Genomic DNA, 14,695 nt, shown 5'->3' on the forward strand with positions numbered 1-14,695 from the left:
GCGAAGGCCTCCTCCCGCATGACCGAGCTTGCCGCCGCCGCCCGCGGCCGCTCGATGACCGACGACGAACAGCGCGAGTTCGACACCGCCGCCGGCAAGGTGACAGACCTCGATCGCGACATCGCCGCCGCCGAGGCCGAGGCGGATCGCTCGACGTCGAGCGCCAGCACCCGCGCCGACGCGGCGGAGATCGCCAAGCTCTGCGTGAACGGCGGCGTGCCGTCGATGGCCTCCGCCCTGATCGCCGAGGGCGTCTCGGTCGACGAGGCGCGGACGCGCATCAACGCCGCCGGCGAGATGAAGACGGTGGTGGAGCACGCCCGCCGCGTCGATCCGACGATCCCGGCCGACGCCGCCGACAAGCTCCTCGCCGAGGGCAAGACGGTCGAGCAGGCCCGGGCGAGCTTCTTCGAGCGCTTCGTCGCGGCCGAGGAGAAGACCTCGATCCGCTCCCACATCCCGACGGCCCAGGGCAACGCCGGCCTCACCGCCTCCGCCAGCAGCATGGAGCGCGAGCTCCGCCGCGCCGGCCTGAAGAAGGACGCCTGACCCATGGCCCTCCTCGAGACCGCGATCGTCGCTTCCGACTGGCTGAAGGCGGAGGACGGCTCCTACCGCAGCCGCGACACGGCGATCATCGCCTCCGGCGCCGGCAAGCTCGTTTCCGGCACCGTGCTCGCCAAGGTCGCCGCGACCGGCAAGTATGTGCCGGCCGCTGCCGCCGGTTCCGACGGCTCGCAGACCGCCGTGGCGGTGCTGCTGTTCCCGGTCGACGCGACGAGCGCCGACGCCAAGGCGGTGATCGTGTCCCGGCACGCCATCGCGAGCCATAACGGCCTCACCTACGGGGCCACCATCAACGATGCTACGAAGCGCGCAGCGGCGAACGCCCAGCTCGGCGCGGTCGGCATCATCGTCCGCCAGGGGGCCTGATCCGCGATGCCCGAGATCCTCGACATCTTCAACCAGGACGCCTTCTCGGCGTCCGCCCTCACCGGCAACATCACGCTGGTGCCGAACGCCTACGGGCGCATCAACGCGCTCGGACTGTTCCGGCCCGAGCCGATCGCCACCACCACGGTGACGGTGATCCTCGAGAACGGCGTGCTGAACCTGCTGCCCACCCGGCCGCGCGGCGCCCCGGCGTCGCTCGGCACCCGCGGCCGGCAGAAGCCGAAGGCGTTCCCGGTGCCGCACATCCCGCACGAGGACAGCGTCCTGGCGACCGACGTCCAGAACATGCTGGCGCTCACGCCGAACGGCATCGCCGGCCTGGAGACCGTGCTGGGCTTCCTGAACCGGAAGCTGATCGTGATGCGCAACAAGCACGCGATCACGCTGGAGAAGCTGCGGATGGACGCGCTGAAGGGCGTGATCCGCGACTACGACGGCTCGGTCATCCTCGACCTGTTCGCCGCGTTCGGCGTGACGCAGCAGGTGGTGGACTTCGCCCTGGGCACCTCCTCGACCGACGTGCTCGGCAAGTGCCAGGACGTCACCGGCTACATGGAGGACAACCTCCTCGGCGAGACCATGACCGGCGTGCATGCGCTCGCCTCGCCCGAGTGGTTCCGCAAGTTCACCTCGCACGCGAGCGTGAAGGAGGCTTTCAAGTACTACCAGTCGGGGCCGCAGATCCTGCGCGAGGACGTCCGCAAGGGCTTCACCTTCGGCGGCATCACCTTCGAGGAATACCGCGGCTCGGCCTCCTACGTGCAGGAGGACGGGACCACCAGCGTGCCCGAGCGGTTCGTGCCGGCCGGCGACGTGCGGTTCTTCCCGCTCGGCACCACCGACACCTTCACGAACTACTGGGCGCCGCCCGACTTCTGGTCGGCGGTGAACCAGGCGCCGGCGATCGGCGACGCCGAGGTGTTCGTGGCGCCGCTCGAGCCGAAGAAGTTCGGCAAGGGCATGGACATCCACACCGAGTCCAACCCGCTCCCGCTCGTGAAGCGCCCGGCGCTGCTGGTGCGCGGCACCACCTCGAACTGACCGGCACAGCGTGCGGCCCGCCCGCATGTTCGTCACCGACGAGGTCGACCACTGGCCGCCCGGCATCCTGGGCGGCTCCATCGTCCTGACGCCTGCACAGCAGGCCTTCATCGAGAGGATGCGCCATGAAGCTGCGCGAGAAGGGCAAGACCGACGCCGAGCCCGTCACCATGGGCTGGGACGAGGCGCAGGCGGCGCTCGCCGCCGGCACCCACGAGGTCGCCGAAGGCTCGGACGCCGGCGCCGGTGTCGATGCCCCGGTGGCCGATAGCGAGGGCGGCCCGGGCGCCGACCAGGGTAAGCAGGTCGGCGATAACTCGAAGGCGAAGACCGAGGCCGACGCCGGCAAGGGGCAGCGCGCCGCACGATGAGCGTTCTGTCGATGGCGGTGGACGCCCTCTTCGACGATCCGAACCTCAGTCGTGACGCCGTGTGGCGCGCGGGCGGTGCCGGCAATGGCCGGCTCGTCCGCATCCGCCGGCGCTCGCCGGAGGCGGTTATCGGGGTGGGCGACAACCGCTTCGACCTCGACGCCATGCTGATCGACGTCCGCCTGTCCGAGGTGCCGGCCCCGGCCAAGGGCGACACCTTCCAAGTGGAAGCGGAAGACGGCGAGCCCGGGGGCCTGTTCGAGGTCATCGGGCTCGCCACGATCGACAGCCACCGGCTGGTGCGGACCTGCGAGGTGGCGCCCATCGCCGAGGACGATCCGGAGGACGAGGGGCCGTGAGGCTCACCGCCGGAGCGCCGGACATCCGCGGCGCGCTGTCTGGCGCCGAGGTGCAGATCGCCCGCTCGGTCACCGCCGGCATGCGCCAGGTCACCGACGGGCTGAAGGAGGACCTGCGCGCCGAGGTGCGCGACGCAGGGCTTGGCCCGCGCCTCGCCAACACCTGGCGCGGGCAGACCTTCCCGAAGACCGGCGAGAGCGCGGACGCCGCGTCCTACGTCTCCTCGAACGCCCCGAAGCTGATCGACGCCTTCGATCGCGGCGTGACGATCACCGCGAAGGGCGGCAAGTACCTCGCGATTCCGACGCCCAATGCCGGCGTCCGGCAGCTGTCGAAGCGGCGCACGAAGGGCTCGACCGACAACACCCTGTCCCCCGCAGCGTGGGAGCGGGAGACCGGCACGAAGCTGCGGTTCATCCCGACCCGTAGCGGCGGCGTGCTGGTCGCGGATGCCTTCTACCGCCGGCAGGCCGCGCGCTTCCAGCGCCGCAAGGGGTTCCGCCCGATCCGCGAGGCCGGCCCGGCGAAGGGGCGCACCTTCGTGGTGATCTTCGTCCTGGTGCGCCAGGCCAAGCTCCGCAAGCGGCTCGACATCGACACGACGGCCAGGGCCTGGGCCGAGCGCGTGCCCGCCGCCATCGCCGCCAACTGGCAGGCCTGATCCGAGGACGTCGCCATGGCGCGCTTCTCTCCGTTCGTCGCCCTGCTCCTGCTGCTCATCGCGCCTGCCTTGGCCGAGCCGCCGCCGACCGTGGCGCCCGGCGCGGCGCAGAGCGTGCAACTGCAGCCGGTCGCGATCTACGGCGCCGACGGCCGCGTGGTCTCGTTCCCCGATCCGAACCGGACGATGGTCATGCCGTTCGTTCGGGCGACCGGCAGCGGCTTCATCTTCCCGGCGACCTCGTCGCCGCAGCAGTTCCTGGTCACCCAGCCGGCCGGCACCACCACCTATCGGGCCTACAACCCGTGCGCCGCGGCGGACGTCCGGATCACCAGCGTGTCGGCGATCGAACCGCTGGTCGCGGTCGCGACCGAGTACCCGGGCGTGGCGCGGGTCACCTCCCGCACGGGGACGATCGACCGGTTCAGCGGAACGCGATTCGGCCGCGGCGCAGAGACCCTGGGCAGCGCCGCTAACCCGATGGGCGGCCCGAACCGAATCGTCTCCATCATGATCGTGCCGATCCCGGGTTACCCGGCTGACCTGACCGGCATGACTTGCGAATTCGAGCTCATGTACGGGAACGGTGGCTGATGCGTGCGCTCCACATCGCGCTCTGTGCCGCGTTCCTGGCGACGCCCGCCGCGGCCCGGGTGCCCGGCACCGCCGGCCCGCCGGGGTTGCACGGCGAAAAGGGCGAGCCCGGGGTACCTGGCCCGAAAGGAGATCCTGGTGAGCGAGGACTTCCGGGAGCGCCTGGACCGAATGGCGAGCGCGGCCCCGCAGGACTTGCTGGTCCACAGGGCAACCCTGGACCTCAGGGCGTGCCTGGTCCGGCCGGGGCCGCAGGTCGGGCGGGCGACACTGGCCCCGCCGGTCCGGCTGGCCCCACGGGCGCCGACGGCAAGCCGCGGCGCGTCGAGCGCTACACCCAGCCCGCTAACGCGAGCGGCGTCGCCACCTTCACCTGGCCCGCCTGTACCGCGACGCCCGACGTGGACGTGATCCCGGGGTGGATCACGATCGGCGGCGTGCAGCAGATGGTGACCGGCGGTGTCACCTCGCAGACCGCATCGGGTGCGACGGTCGCGGTGAAGATTTCGCAGGGCACGATTGCCCTCTCCGGCACGCCGTTCCGGCAGGCCGACACCGGCACGGCCTCGACCGTGCGCGTGATCTGCAACTGACCGGACGCCCATGCCGAGCAAGCGTGAACAGGTCCTGCAGGGCGTCTCAGACCTGCTGAAGGCCGCCCTGCCGAAGGCCTCCCACTTCCGCAACGAGGTGAAGCCCGAGGCCATTCCGGCGAACGGCTTCGTCAACATGGACGACGGCGACCCGGGCGAGCCCGAGGTCACGCTGAATCCCACCACCTGGATCTACGAGCACGCCATCCCGGTCGACGTCGCTGCGCTCAAGAGCCGGACCGTCAGCGCCGAGCTGCGGCTGGACGCCATGCTGCAGGCCATCGGCGCGGCCGTGGCGGCGGATCGGACCCTCCGCGGCCTCTGCGACTACCTGATGGTGCAGGCAGCCACCACCGAGCCCCTGACTGCGGAAGGCGCAGCCGTCTCGCGCCTGGCGCTGGTCGAGATCGTCGCCGTCTACGGCACCACCGATCCCCTGAACTGAAACCCGAGGAGAAAACCATGGCTCGCGCCCGCGGAGCGAACGCCATCATGGCGGCTGCCTTCGAGACCACCTACGGCGTCCCGCCCACCAGCGGATTTCGCAAGCTGCCCTTCGTCTCGTCCAACCTCGGCGAGGAGCAGGGCCTGATCGCCAGCGACCTTCTCGGCTACGGCCGCGAGCCGCTGCCGCCGACCCGCGACGTCGTGAACAACGACGGCGACGTGGTCGTGCCGATCGACCTGCGCAACTTCGGCAACTGGCTGAAGCTGTTCATGGGCGCGCCGTCGAGCACCGATGCCACCGGCGTGCGCACCCACGTGTTCACGTCCGGCGCCGTCGCCCTCCCTTCGATGACGGTGGAGGTCGGCCTGCCGGAGGTGCCGAGCTACGGCCAGAACTTCGGCGTGCGCGGCAACACCATGCGGGTGCAGATGCAGCGCTCCGGCCTGCTCACCGCGACGCTCGGCCTGATCGCGCAGGGCGAGAACAAGCTGGTGGCGTCGGCCGCCGGCACGCTCGCCGAGGCCAGCGTGGAGCGGTTCAGCCCGTTCCAGGGTGCCATCACCCGGGGCGGCCAGCCGCTCGGATCCGTCGTGTCGGCCGACTTCACCTACACCAACAACCTCGACAAGGTGGAGGTCATCCGCGGTGATGGCCGGATCGAGGACGCCGACCCCGGCATGGTCGGCATGTCTGGCAACATCGCGGTGCGGTTCCGGGACACCACGCTACTCGATCAGGCGACCTCGGGCGCGCCTGTGGAGCTCACCTTCGGCTGGGTCACCGACGCGGCGCGCTCGCTCGTGTTCACGGCGCACGCCGTCTACCTGCCGCGCGCCAAGACGCCGGTGACCGGCCCGAATGGGGTGCAGGCCACCTTCGCGTGGCAGGCGGCGAAAGATATGACGCTCGGCAAGACCGTCACCGCCACGCTCATCAACAACGTCGCGACATACTGAGCCTGGTACGGACCGCGTTCCGGCCGGCAAATCCCTTGCCCTCCGGGCGCGGCCCTCGGTACAACGGCATGACCCCGCTCGTGCGGGGATGGATCGCACGGCAGTGGCTTCGCACCTGCCGTGCGTTAGCTTTGCTCGCCACTCTGAGCGAAGTTCCCCGCGGGCCTGGGGATCGTTGCGAACCTGCCGACCGGCAAGATGATCGTACATCAGCGTCCGATCGCTTCTTTCTCCGCGAGAAAAAATGCTCAAGCTCTCCCAGTCGGTCGAGCCGTTCTGGCTCGACATCTTGCCGGGCGTCCGGATCCGCTTCCGGCCGATCACCGTCGCCTCGATGCTGGTCGCCCGCGAGGCGGTCGGCAAGGTGTTCCGCGACGAGGATCAGGACGACGTCGGCCCCCGCGCCAACATCGCTCTCGTGCGCGAACTCGCCCACCGCGGCATCATGGAGTGGGAGGGCGTCGGTGATGCCGACGGTCAGCCGATTCCAGTCACTCGTGAGGCGGTCGATCTCTTGATGGAGAACTGGCCGGCTTACGACCAGATCGACAACCTCTACGTCGCGCCGGCCCTCGCGAGGGACGCGGAAAAAAACGCATCGTCGAGCTCGTCCGGTGGCACTTCGGTGGCGGCGCCGGATACTGCGACGCCTGCGGCGTAGAGTGTGAGGCCTGCCCGTACCGCGAGCACGCACCCGCCACGGATGAGGGCCTGACGGCCTGGGCCGTGATTCGTCGCTGCGGCGGGCAGGTCCGGGCCGGCATGGGCGCTCCTTACGCCCTCGACTTCGGCGCCGTGCTGGCGCTGGCCGACGCCATGGGCGCGACTTCCGCGCTCCTCGCCGACGTCCTGCCGCATGTCGAGCCCTTCATCGTGAAGGCCTACCAGGAGCAGAGCGAGAATGCCGACTAGCGTCGCCATCCGCCTCGGCATCGAGGGTGGAGCCGAGGTCAAGCGCGTCCTTACCGAAACCGGTCAGGACGGCCAGGCCGCCTTCCAGAAGATCGCAGCCGCGAGCGACGCGGCCGGCGCTGCCGTCGACCGGCAGACCGCGAAGTTCCAGCGACTGGCGGCGGCTGCGCGCGAGGCGGAGACGCAGGCCCGGGCGCAGGCGAACATCAACGCCGTGCTCGGCATCGGGCAGGGCTCGGTCGGGGCCGCGCGCGATTCGGCTTCCGTGTTCGAGCTGCAGGCCCGGGCCGCCGACGAGGCGGCGCGCCGGGCGGAGGTGCTGTCGCGCGAGGTCGCGACGCTCCAGAGCCGCTTCGATCCGATGGCGGCGGCAGGCGCCCGCTACTCGGCCGCGCTGGCGGATATCGCCCGGGCGGAGGAGATCGGCGCCCTCTCGGCCAACAAGGCGGCCGCGGCGCGGCTCGCGGCGGTGCGCACGTTCGAGGACAGCACTCAGCGCCTGGAGCGTGCCGGCCTCGCCCAGAAGGCCAGCGCGCAGGCAGCGATCGCCGGCCAGATGATCGTGCCGAACCGCGGCGCCGACGTCGTGGCCTACGGCGACGAGCTCGACCGGCTGCGGGCCAAGTACAGCCCGCTGTTCGCCGCTCAGCGCGAATATCTGGGGCAGCTCGCCGAGATCCGGCAGGCGGTGCGGACCGGTGCCCTAACGCAAGCCGAGGGCGCGGCGGCGATCCAGTCCACCAAGGATGCCTTCGCCCGGCAGGTGACCGACCAGCGCGCCCGCGGCGATGGCCGGCTGACCGGCTTCCAGGCGCAGAACCTGCTCTATCAGGGTACGGACATCGTCGCCTCGGCGGCGAGCGGCATGTCCCCGCTCACCATCCTGCTGCAGCAGGGCGGGCAGATCGCGCCCGTGTTTGCCGGGCCCGGCTCAGCCAGCATCAAGGGTGCGCTCGGGCAGGCGAGCGAGGCGGTGACCGGCTTCGTCTCCCGCATCGGCTTCGTCGGCGGCGCGCTTGGTGTCGTGACCACCGCGGCGGTCGCCGGCACGGCCGCGGTCCTGTCCTATCAGAACTCGATGCGCGAGACCGAGCGCGCGCTGTCCGGTGTTGGCCGGGCCTCCGGTGCGAGCGCGACGCTGATCAACGCTGCGGCCCAGGCCGCAGCGGCCTCCGGCGAGGTCTCGGTTCGGCAGGCACGGCAGTTCTCGGCCGAGTACGCCTCGACCGGCCGCATCGGCGTCGAGATGTATGCCGGCCTCGCCCGGACGGCACGCGACTATGCGGCCTCAACCGGTCAGGACGTGGGCGACGCCAACACCGACCTCGCCAAGGCGTTCGGCAATCCGGATCTGGTCCGCGGGCTCGACACCCTGAACGAGAAGCTGGGTTTCCTGGACGATCGCACCCGGGAAACCGTCCGTCGGCTTTCCGAGCAGGGTGACCGGCTCGCCGCCCAGCGTGTGGGGTTCGACGCCTACGCTGCGGCCCTGACCAAGGCGAGCGAGCTGACCGGGGCCTTCGGCGACAAGACCTCGGCGTTCGGCCGCGTGTTCGGCAACGTCTGGGACATGGTCGGCGAGAAGCTGGACAAGGTGCTGACCGGCGGCTCGCTGGACGAGCGGATCAAGGATCTCCAGGCGCAGCTTGAGCAGACCGAGAGCCTGCGCGGCCGGTTTGGCGGGCTCCTCGACTACAGGGTAGACGCCCCGGCCAATGAGCTGCGGGAGGAGATCGCACGCCTGCGCGGGATCCAGGCCCGGCAAGCGCAGCAAACCGAGCGGGCGCAGACGGCACAGCGGTCGCGAGAGATCGGTGACCTTGTCCGCTCGCTCGATCCCGAGCAGACGCAACTCGACAAGCTCCAAGGCACGGCGGAGCGCCTGCGCCGCGCCCTCTCCGACCCGATCACCTTCGGTCTCGGCCCGCGGGCCCTGGCGGAGACCGAGGGCGCCTTCGGGCGCGTGTCGGCGCAGCTGCGCACGATGACCGAGGATATGGAGCGCTTCGGCAGTGCCACCATCGCGGCACAGGTGCGTGCGTCGGAATTTGCCAACCGGGCCGCGACCCAGCGCCTGAACCCTGTCGATCGCGCACTGGCCGATCGTCAGGAGCAGTACAACAACGAGGTGCGCAAGCTCGGCATTGACGTGACCGGGCCATCCTCGGCGCAGGTGCGCGCCGATTACGAGGCCCGCATCGGCAACGCCGACGCCCGAGATCTTGTCGGCATGACAGCCGCGCGGGACGCTGCCTTGAAGAACGCCTTGGCGAGAGAGGGATTGCAGCGCTCCCTCAACCTCGACACCGACACGATCCAGAAGGAGACTGCCGTCCGGGCCGAGCGCTCGCAGAACGTCAGCTCCTACATGGACCGCGTCATCGGTGCCGAGAGCGGCGGCGATCCGAATGTGCGCAACAGCCGCTCGACGGCGACCGGCCTCGGCCAGTTCATCGAAAGGACTTGGCTCGCCCTGTTCAAGGAGCGGTTCCCCGAGCGGGCCGCCGGCATGTCCCGGGACGAGATCCTGGCGCGCCGGACCGACCGCAGCGACAGCATCGAGCTGATCCGGGCCCTGACCGAGCAGAACTCACGAGCCCTGGAAAAGGCCGGCCTCGCCACCACCGACCGCAACCTCTACCTCGCGCACTTCGCCGGCGCTCAAGGGGCAGTCGATCTCCTGCGGGCGGATCGCGGCGCCTCGGCGGCATCGATCCTCGGCAGCGACGCGGCGCGTGCCAACCCGACCATCGTCGGCGGCGGTCGGACGGTCGGCAACGTCCTCGACTATGCCGAGAGGGTCATCAACAAGAGCGCGCCGAACATCCGGGCCTCGGACCGTGAGACCGCGGACGTGCGCAGTCGGACCACGCTGACGGAGCAGACGACGGAGGCGGAGGCGCGCCGGCAGAAGGTTCAGGAACTCCTGAACGATGAGATCCAGCGTGGCACCGCCATCGGGCGCACCTTCGCGACGGCGCAGGACCTGGTCAAGGCTTCGGCCAGCCAGATGACCCCCGAGATGGAAGCGCAGCGCAAGGTCATCCTGGAAACCGCCGACGCCTACGCCAAGGCGCAGGCGAACCTGCAGCGCAGTCAAATTGGCAAGGACATCCTGTTCGATCGCGCTCAGATAGGCCGCACCCAGTCCGAGCAGGCGGTTGCCTCTCGGCTGCGGGGGACCGGGCTCGGCCTCGACTCGCAGGAGGCAGACGGGCTGCGCCTCAACGACAATCTGAAGCAGACCAAGGATCTTGCCAGTTCCGCTTTCTCGGGAATGCTTGGCGATCTGCGCCAGGGCGTATCGCTCACTTCAGCGCTCACAAACGTGACCGGGCGCTTCGCCGACAAGCTCCTGCAGACCGCATCGGATCGCACGATCTCGGCGTTCTTCGACGCCTTCACCAAGGGCGGAGCAGCCAACAGCAACGGCTTCCTGGGCACGATCGCCTCGGTGATCGGGGGCGGGAAGTTCGACGTCGGCGGCTACACCGGCCCTGGCGACCGGTACGACGTTGCTGGCTTCGTGCACCGCGGTGAGGTGGTCTACTCGCAAGACGACGTTGCGCGGCATGGTGGCGTTGCGGTCGTTGATGCCATCCGCCGGGGCGGTCTGCGAGGCTATGCTGATGGCGGCGTTGTCGGCCGCGGTACCTTTACGATGCCGAGCCGGGCGATGATGGGACCCAGCAACGACGCGATCCCCGGCATCGCCTTCATCAACACCGGCACGCCCCAGGAGCAGAAAGCGCCCGCGCGCTGGGGCACCGATGAGCAAGGCCGTCGCCGCATCGAGATGACGATCGGCGACACCTTCGTGGCCGGCGCCGGCACTCCTCAGGGTCGCGAGGCGCTGGCGCAGAGCGGGCGGAGGATCCAGCGTTGATCGTCTGGCCTGCCGAGCTGCCGCAGCGCGTCCTCGCCTCAGGCTACAGCGAGAGCCTGGGCGATGGCCGGCTGCGCACGCAGATGGAAACCGGCCCGATGAAGGTGCGCCGGCGCTTCTCCGCGGTGGCGCGCCCGATCGCGGCTTCGTTCCGCGTCTCGCCCGATGGCAAGGCGCGGATTGAACGGTTCTGGTGGGAGGAAATCGGGGGCGGCAGCCTGCCGTTCCTGATGCCCGACCAGACGCATGATGCGCTGGCTTTGCTGGCTGACGATGGGCTGCAGCTGCTGGACGATCAGGGCCGGCCGCTGATCAACACCGCCTGGTGGTTGGTGATGGCCGGGGACGCTCCGCCCTCCTTCACTCCGCTTCAGCGCGGCATAGCCTACACGGCCGCTTTCCCGCTGGTGATCATGCCCTGATGCCTCGGCTGATCTCCCTCAACGCCCGCACGGCCGCGAACGCGGCGCAGACGGACCAGATCCCCGTCATGCTGACGACGATCCGGCATCCCGAATTACCGGAGCCGATCCTGCTCTCAAGCGACCCCACGGTGCGGATCACCACCGACCCGCTGGTCTACGGCACCAGGCACCAGGGCGAGGACTACCTGTTCGTGCTGATGGGCGCGGTCTGGCCGGACGATCAGCGCGGCTCGGCGCCGAAGACCACGCTGGTGTTCGAGAACGTCACCTCCGGCATGATCGAGCCGCTGCGGTCCATCCTCTCGCCGCCGTCGGCCGACCTCACCATCGTGATGGCGGCGACTCCTGACGTGATCGAGGCCCGATACCTCAACCTCAAGGGCACGCTCGGCACCTGGGATGCCGGGCGGATCTCGCTGGACGTGTCGCGCGAATCGTTCGCCAACGAGCCGATGCCGTCCGGGCGGATGAGCAAGGCCCGGTTCCCGGGGCTGTTTCGATGATGCACTGGTCTACCCCCTACGTCGGCCTTCCCTGGGCCGAGACCGGCGACACGCCCGACGGCGTGTCCTGCTGGGGCCTCTGCGTCCTCGTCTACCGCGAGGTGCTGGGGATTACCCTGCCGTCCTACGCCGGTCTCTGCGCCTGCCCGGCCGAGCGCCAGCAGATCGCGGCGACCATCAGCGGCGAGGCTGCCGGCGCTCTCTGGCGCCCCGTGCCGGTCACGGCTGCGCGTGAGTTCGACGTGGCGGTGTTCCGCGTCGGCGAGCTCGACTCGCACGTTGGCCTCGTCTGCACCCCCACCCAGGCGCTGCACATCACCCAAGGCCACGACAGCGCGGTGCTCGACCTGCGCGCGCGCCGGTGGGCCTCGCGCTTCTCCGGCCTCTACCGGCACGCCGAGATGATGGACCGCTCCTGTGCAGCGTGACGTCTCGGTCCTCGCCCTCGATAGCCTGTTCGACGCCAGCCGTCGGCGCGAGATGGTCTCGCCGCCCGGCTGCAGCATCGCGGAGATCGTCGCGCTTGCCTTCCCGGGCCTCGCCGAAGAATTGCGCGACCGCCTCCGGGTGACGATCGACGGCCGGGTGGTGCCTATCGGGATGTGGCGCAGCACCCGCCCGCGGGCCGGGACGCACCTGCTGATCCAGCCGATCCCGGCCGGCGACGCGGCGCGCAACGTGCTCACCATCGCGGTGACGGTGGGCGCCCTCGCCCTCGGGCAGTTCTACGGGCCGCTCCTCGCCGGCAGCTTGCTCGGCCTGCCGGGCGCCGCCAGCGGCTCGCTCGCCACGCTGCTATCGGCAGGCATCACCGGCACGACGTTGCTGGCCGGCACGCTGCTCATCAACGCGTTGATCCCGCCGCGGGCCGATGCGAAGGACAAGCCGAGCTATTCCATCCAGGGCCTGCAGAACCAGCTGACGCCGGATGCGCCGGTGCCGCTGGTCCTGGGCAAGGTGCGGTTCGCGCCGCCCTACGCCGCCACGCCCTACACCCAGGCCGTCGGTGATGAGCGCTACGTCGTGGCGGCTTTCCTCCTCGGCTACGGTCCCCTCGCGGTGCGGAACTGGCGCATCGGTGAGACGCCGGTCGAGCGCTTCACCGACATCACCCTCGAAACGCGCCTCGGCGGCGTGGACGATGAGCGGCTGACTCTCTACCCGCAACAGGTGCTCGAGGAGGCGTTGTCGGTCGCGCTCAAGACGAGCGTGGTGCCGACGGGCGGCCCGCAGATCCGCACAACGGCCTCGGACTGCACCGGCTGCGAGATCGACATCACAAGTACCGGCATCTACCAAGTCAACAAGGACGGCGCCTACCAGAATTTCACAGTCAATATCGGTGTACGCTACTGCAAATCCGGCACAAACAATTGGGTGAACGGCCCCGCGATCAGTATCACATCGAACAAGGCGAAGGCGCTTACCCGCACGACGCCGATCATCTTCCTGGAGCGCGGCCGATACGACATCGAGTTGACCCGCTCCACCACCGATTGGGACGAGGCTGACCAGTCGAACAAGACGATCCAGCGCCACGGCGCCACGGTATGGTCGGTGCTGCGCTCGTTCCGCCCCGAATACCCGATCGACTTCCCGCAGCCGCTGGCGCTGGCCGCCTGCCGGATCCGGGCGACGGGGCAACTCAACGGCACGCTCGACGCCCTGAACGCCGACGTGACCTCCATCTGCCCGGACTGGGACGAGGCCAGCGGCACGTGGATCCCTCGCGAGACCAACAACCCGGCCTCGCTGTTCCGCTACGTGCTGGCCGGCCCCGCCATCGCCTATCCGCTGACGCTGGCCGAGATCGGCGCGCTCGAGGACTGGCACCGGTTCTGCTCCGCCAAGGGACTGACCTACAACCGCGTGCACGACTACGAAGCCAGCGTCCTTGAGGTGCTGGGCGATATCGCCGCCGCCGGCAGGGCAAGCCCGCACGATACCGGCGAGGTCTGGCAAGTGGTGATCGATCGGGCACTGTCGGTGGTCTCGGCCCACATCAGCCCGCGGAACAGCTGGAGCTACCAGGGCAAGAGGCCCTATGCTGTCTTCCCCGATGCCTTCCGGGTCAGCTTCCTCGACGAGACCAACGGGTTCGCCAAAGCCGAGCGGCTGGTGCCCTGGCCGGGCCACAGCGGCGACATCCGGATCACCGAGAAGCTGGAGATGCCGGGGGTCACGAACCCCGACATGGTGTGGCGCGAGGCCCGGAAGCGCCAGTACGAGCTGATCCACCGGCCCGACACCCACACGGTCAACCTGGATTGGGAGGCGCTGACCATCCGCCGCGGCGACCGCGCCCAGCTGAGCCACGACGTGCTGGAGAGCACGATGGTCTCGGGCCGGGTGACGGCGGTCACGTCGGTGGGCGGCAGCGTCATGGTCTACCTCGACGAGGCCGTGACCATGGTGGCGGGCCAGTCCTACGCGCTCCGGTTCCGACGCGCCGACGGCGCCAGCCTGCTCCGGACTGTCGCCACGTTGCCCGGGACGACGCACGCAGTTCGTCTGACCGGCACCGGTGATGTGCCGGCCGGGCCGACCGACGACGATCCATCGGGTGAGCTCGCGATGTTCGGCCCCGCCGCTCGGGAGAGCTTCCCGGTGACGGTGAAGGGGTTCGAGGCAATGGAGGACTTCGCGGCCCGCCTGACCCTGATCGACCACGCCGCCGAAATCGAGGCCCTGGTGGATGCCGAGGTGCCGCCGCCGTGGAGCGGCCGCGCCGGCGGGCCGGCGCAGCAACAGACCGGCACGCCTCTGGCGCCGATCATCGACAACGTGGTCTCGGGCGTGCTCGCGTCGGACGCCATCACCCCGACCAACCCGGTGCCGGTCGTCGTTCTCGTCCGAGCCTTTCCGCTCGAGACCCTGACCAGTGCCTCGTTCGAGGTGCGGCACCGCAAGATCGGGTCCGGCACGTGGATGTCGGCGCCCGGTGCGGCTGCCGCCGGCGCGGTGATGCTGCCCGGTTACCAGAAGGGCGAC

At 69.9% G+C, this 14,695-nt stretch carries 17 protein-coding genes; all 17 read left to right on the plus strand.

The annotated features are described in order from the left end of the window. The first annotated feature begins 18 nt into the window (after positions 1 to 18). A complete protein-coding gene (locus tag HPY23_RS14150) occupies positions 19 to 549 on the plus strand; it encodes a hypothetical protein (RefSeq protein ID WP_236013017.1) in 531 nt (176 codons plus the stop codon). A 3-nt stretch (positions 550 to 552) separates the two neighbouring features. Further along, complete coding sequence (locus HPY23_RS14155) at positions 553 to 933, plus strand: head decoration protein (RefSeq protein ID WP_091890070.1); 381 nt, start codon at positions 553 to 555, stop codon at positions 931 to 933. Positions 934 to 939: 6 nt separating this feature from the next. After that, positions 940 to 1,995 (plus strand): major capsid protein, encoded by a 1,056-nt coding sequence (locus HPY23_RS14160; RefSeq protein ID WP_091890067.1) that lies wholly within the window; start codon positions 940 to 942, stop codon positions 1,993 to 1,995. A 125-nt stretch (positions 1,996 to 2,120) separates the two neighbouring features. Further along, positions 2,121 to 2,366 (plus strand): hypothetical protein, encoded by a 246-nt coding sequence (locus HPY23_RS14165; RefSeq protein ID WP_091890063.1) that lies wholly within the window; start codon positions 2,121 to 2,123, stop codon positions 2,364 to 2,366. Beyond that, a complete protein-coding gene (locus HPY23_RS14170) occupies positions 2,363 to 2,725 on the plus strand; it encodes a head-tail joining protein (protein WP_091890060.1) in 363 nt (120 codons plus the stop codon). Before HPY23_RS14165 ends, HPY23_RS14170 begins: the two co-directional genes overlap by 4 nt. Beyond that, positions 2,722 to 3,387, plus strand: a complete 666-nt coding sequence (locus tag HPY23_RS14175; RefSeq protein ID WP_091890057.1) for a DUF6441 family protein — start codon at positions 2,722 to 2,724, stop codon at positions 3,385 to 3,387. Before HPY23_RS14170 ends, HPY23_RS14175 begins: the two co-directional genes overlap by 4 nt. Before the next feature lie 15 nt (positions 3,388 to 3,402). After that, positions 3,403 to 3,981, plus strand: coding sequence for a hypothetical protein (locus HPY23_RS14180; RefSeq protein WP_091890054.1), 579 nt, complete (start codon positions 3,403 to 3,405; stop codon positions 3,979 to 3,981). Between the two features lie 230 nt (positions 3,982 to 4,211). After that, positions 4,212 to 4,574 carry a hypothetical protein gene (locus HPY23_RS33080; RefSeq protein ID WP_236013016.1) on the plus strand — a complete coding sequence of 121 codons (363 nt, stop codon included), beginning with the start codon at positions 4,212 to 4,214 and terminating at the stop codon, positions 4,572 to 4,574. A 10-nt stretch (positions 4,575 to 4,584) separates the two neighbouring features. After that, positions 4,585 to 5,019 (plus strand): hypothetical protein, encoded by a 435-nt coding sequence (locus HPY23_RS14190; protein WP_091890047.1) that lies wholly within the window; start codon positions 4,585 to 4,587, stop codon positions 5,017 to 5,019. 17 nt (positions 5,020 to 5,036) lie between these two features. Next, positions 5,037 to 5,978 (plus strand): phage tail tube protein, encoded by a 942-nt coding sequence (locus HPY23_RS14195; protein WP_091890043.1) that lies wholly within the window; start codon positions 5,037 to 5,039, stop codon positions 5,976 to 5,978. A gap of 244 nt (positions 5,979 to 6,222) precedes the next feature. Continuing rightward, on the plus strand, positions 6,223 to 6,639 hold the full coding sequence (locus HPY23_RS14200) for a hypothetical protein (protein ID WP_091890040.1): 417 nt from the start codon (positions 6,223 to 6,225) through the stop codon (positions 6,637 to 6,639). A 101-nt stretch (positions 6,640 to 6,740) separates the two neighbouring features. Then, positions 6,741 to 6,890 (plus strand): DUF7697 family protein, encoded by a 150-nt coding sequence (locus HPY23_RS14205; RefSeq protein WP_210344697.1) that lies wholly within the window; start codon positions 6,741 to 6,743, stop codon positions 6,888 to 6,890. Further along, positions 6,880 to 10,776, plus strand: coding sequence for a phage tail length tape measure family protein (locus tag HPY23_RS14210; RefSeq protein ID WP_091890034.1), 3,897 nt, complete (start codon positions 6,880 to 6,882; stop codon positions 10,774 to 10,776). Before HPY23_RS14205 ends, HPY23_RS14210 begins: the two co-directional genes overlap by 11 nt. After that, the gene (locus tag HPY23_RS14215) at positions 10,773 to 11,198 is read left to right on the plus strand and encodes a hypothetical protein (protein ID WP_091890031.1); all 426 of its coding nucleotides are present in this window, start codon (positions 10,773 to 10,775) and stop codon (positions 11,196 to 11,198) included. The genes HPY23_RS14210 and HPY23_RS14215 overlap by 4 nt, the downstream gene beginning before the upstream one ends. Next, a complete protein-coding gene (locus HPY23_RS14220; protein WP_091890028.1) occupies positions 11,198 to 11,704 on the plus strand; it encodes a hypothetical protein in 507 nt (168 codons plus the stop codon). Before HPY23_RS14215 ends, HPY23_RS14220 begins: the two co-directional genes overlap by 1 nt. Continuing rightward, positions 11,701 to 12,132, plus strand: a complete 432-nt coding sequence (locus tag HPY23_RS14225; protein WP_091890025.1) for an NlpC/P60 family protein — start codon at positions 11,701 to 11,703, stop codon at positions 12,130 to 12,132. The genes HPY23_RS14220 and HPY23_RS14225 overlap by 4 nt, the downstream gene beginning before the upstream one ends. Positions 12,133 to 12,271: 139 nt before the next feature. Beyond that, a partial coding sequence (locus HPY23_RS14230; protein ID WP_200649630.1) for a host specificity factor TipJ family phage tail protein occupies positions 12,272 to 14,695 on the plus strand: 2,424 nt, incomplete at its 3' end.

It is taken from the genome of Methylobacterium ajmalii (assembly GCF_016613415.1).
GTDB lineage: Bacteria > Pseudomonadota > Alphaproteobacteria > Rhizobiales > Beijerinckiaceae > Methylobacterium > Methylobacterium ajmalii.

Coding starts and splice junctions, on each gene's coding strand:
- HPY23_RS14160 (WP_091890067.1), top strand. CDS start 940: ATGCCCGAGATCCTCGACATCTTCAACCAGGACGCCTTCTCGGCGTCC.
- HPY23_RS14170 (WP_091890060.1), top strand. CDS start 2,363: ATGAGCGTTCTGTCGATGGCGGTGGACGCCCTCTTCGACGATCCGAAC.
- HPY23_RS14155 (WP_091890070.1), top strand. CDS start 553: ATGGCCCTCCTCGAGACCGCGATCGTCGCTTCCGACTGGCTGAAGGCG.
- HPY23_RS14165 (WP_091890063.1), top strand. CDS start 2,121: ATGAAGCTGCGCGAGAAGGGCAAGACCGACGCCGAGCCCGTCACCATG.
- HPY23_RS14220 (WP_091890028.1), top strand. CDS start 11,198: ATGCCTCGGCTGATCTCCCTCAACGCCCGCACGGCCGCGAACGCGGCG.
- HPY23_RS14205 (WP_210344697.1), top strand. CDS start 6,741: ATGGGCGCTCCTTACGCCCTCGACTTCGGCGCCGTGCTGGCGCTGGCC.
- HPY23_RS14225 (WP_091890025.1), top strand. CDS start 11,701: ATGATGCACTGGTCTACCCCCTACGTCGGCCTTCCCTGGGCCGAGACC.
- HPY23_RS14210 (WP_091890034.1), top strand. CDS start 6,880: ATGCCGACTAGCGTCGCCATCCGCCTCGGCATCGAGGGTGGAGCCGAG.
- HPY23_RS14195 (WP_091890043.1), top strand. CDS start 5,037: ATGGCTCGCGCCCGCGGAGCGAACGCCATCATGGCGGCTGCCTTCGAG.
- HPY23_RS14190 (WP_091890047.1), top strand. CDS start 4,585: ATGCCGAGCAAGCGTGAACAGGTCCTGCAGGGCGTCTCAGACCTGCTG.
- HPY23_RS14180 (WP_091890054.1), top strand. CDS start 3,403: ATGGCGCGCTTCTCTCCGTTCGTCGCCCTGCTCCTGCTGCTCATCGCG.
- HPY23_RS14150 (WP_236013017.1), top strand. CDS start 19: ATGACCGAGCTTGCCGCCGCCGCCCGCGGCCGCTCGATGACCGACGAC.
- HPY23_RS14200 (WP_091890040.1), top strand. CDS start 6,223: ATGCTCAAGCTCTCCCAGTCGGTCGAGCCGTTCTGGCTCGACATCTTG.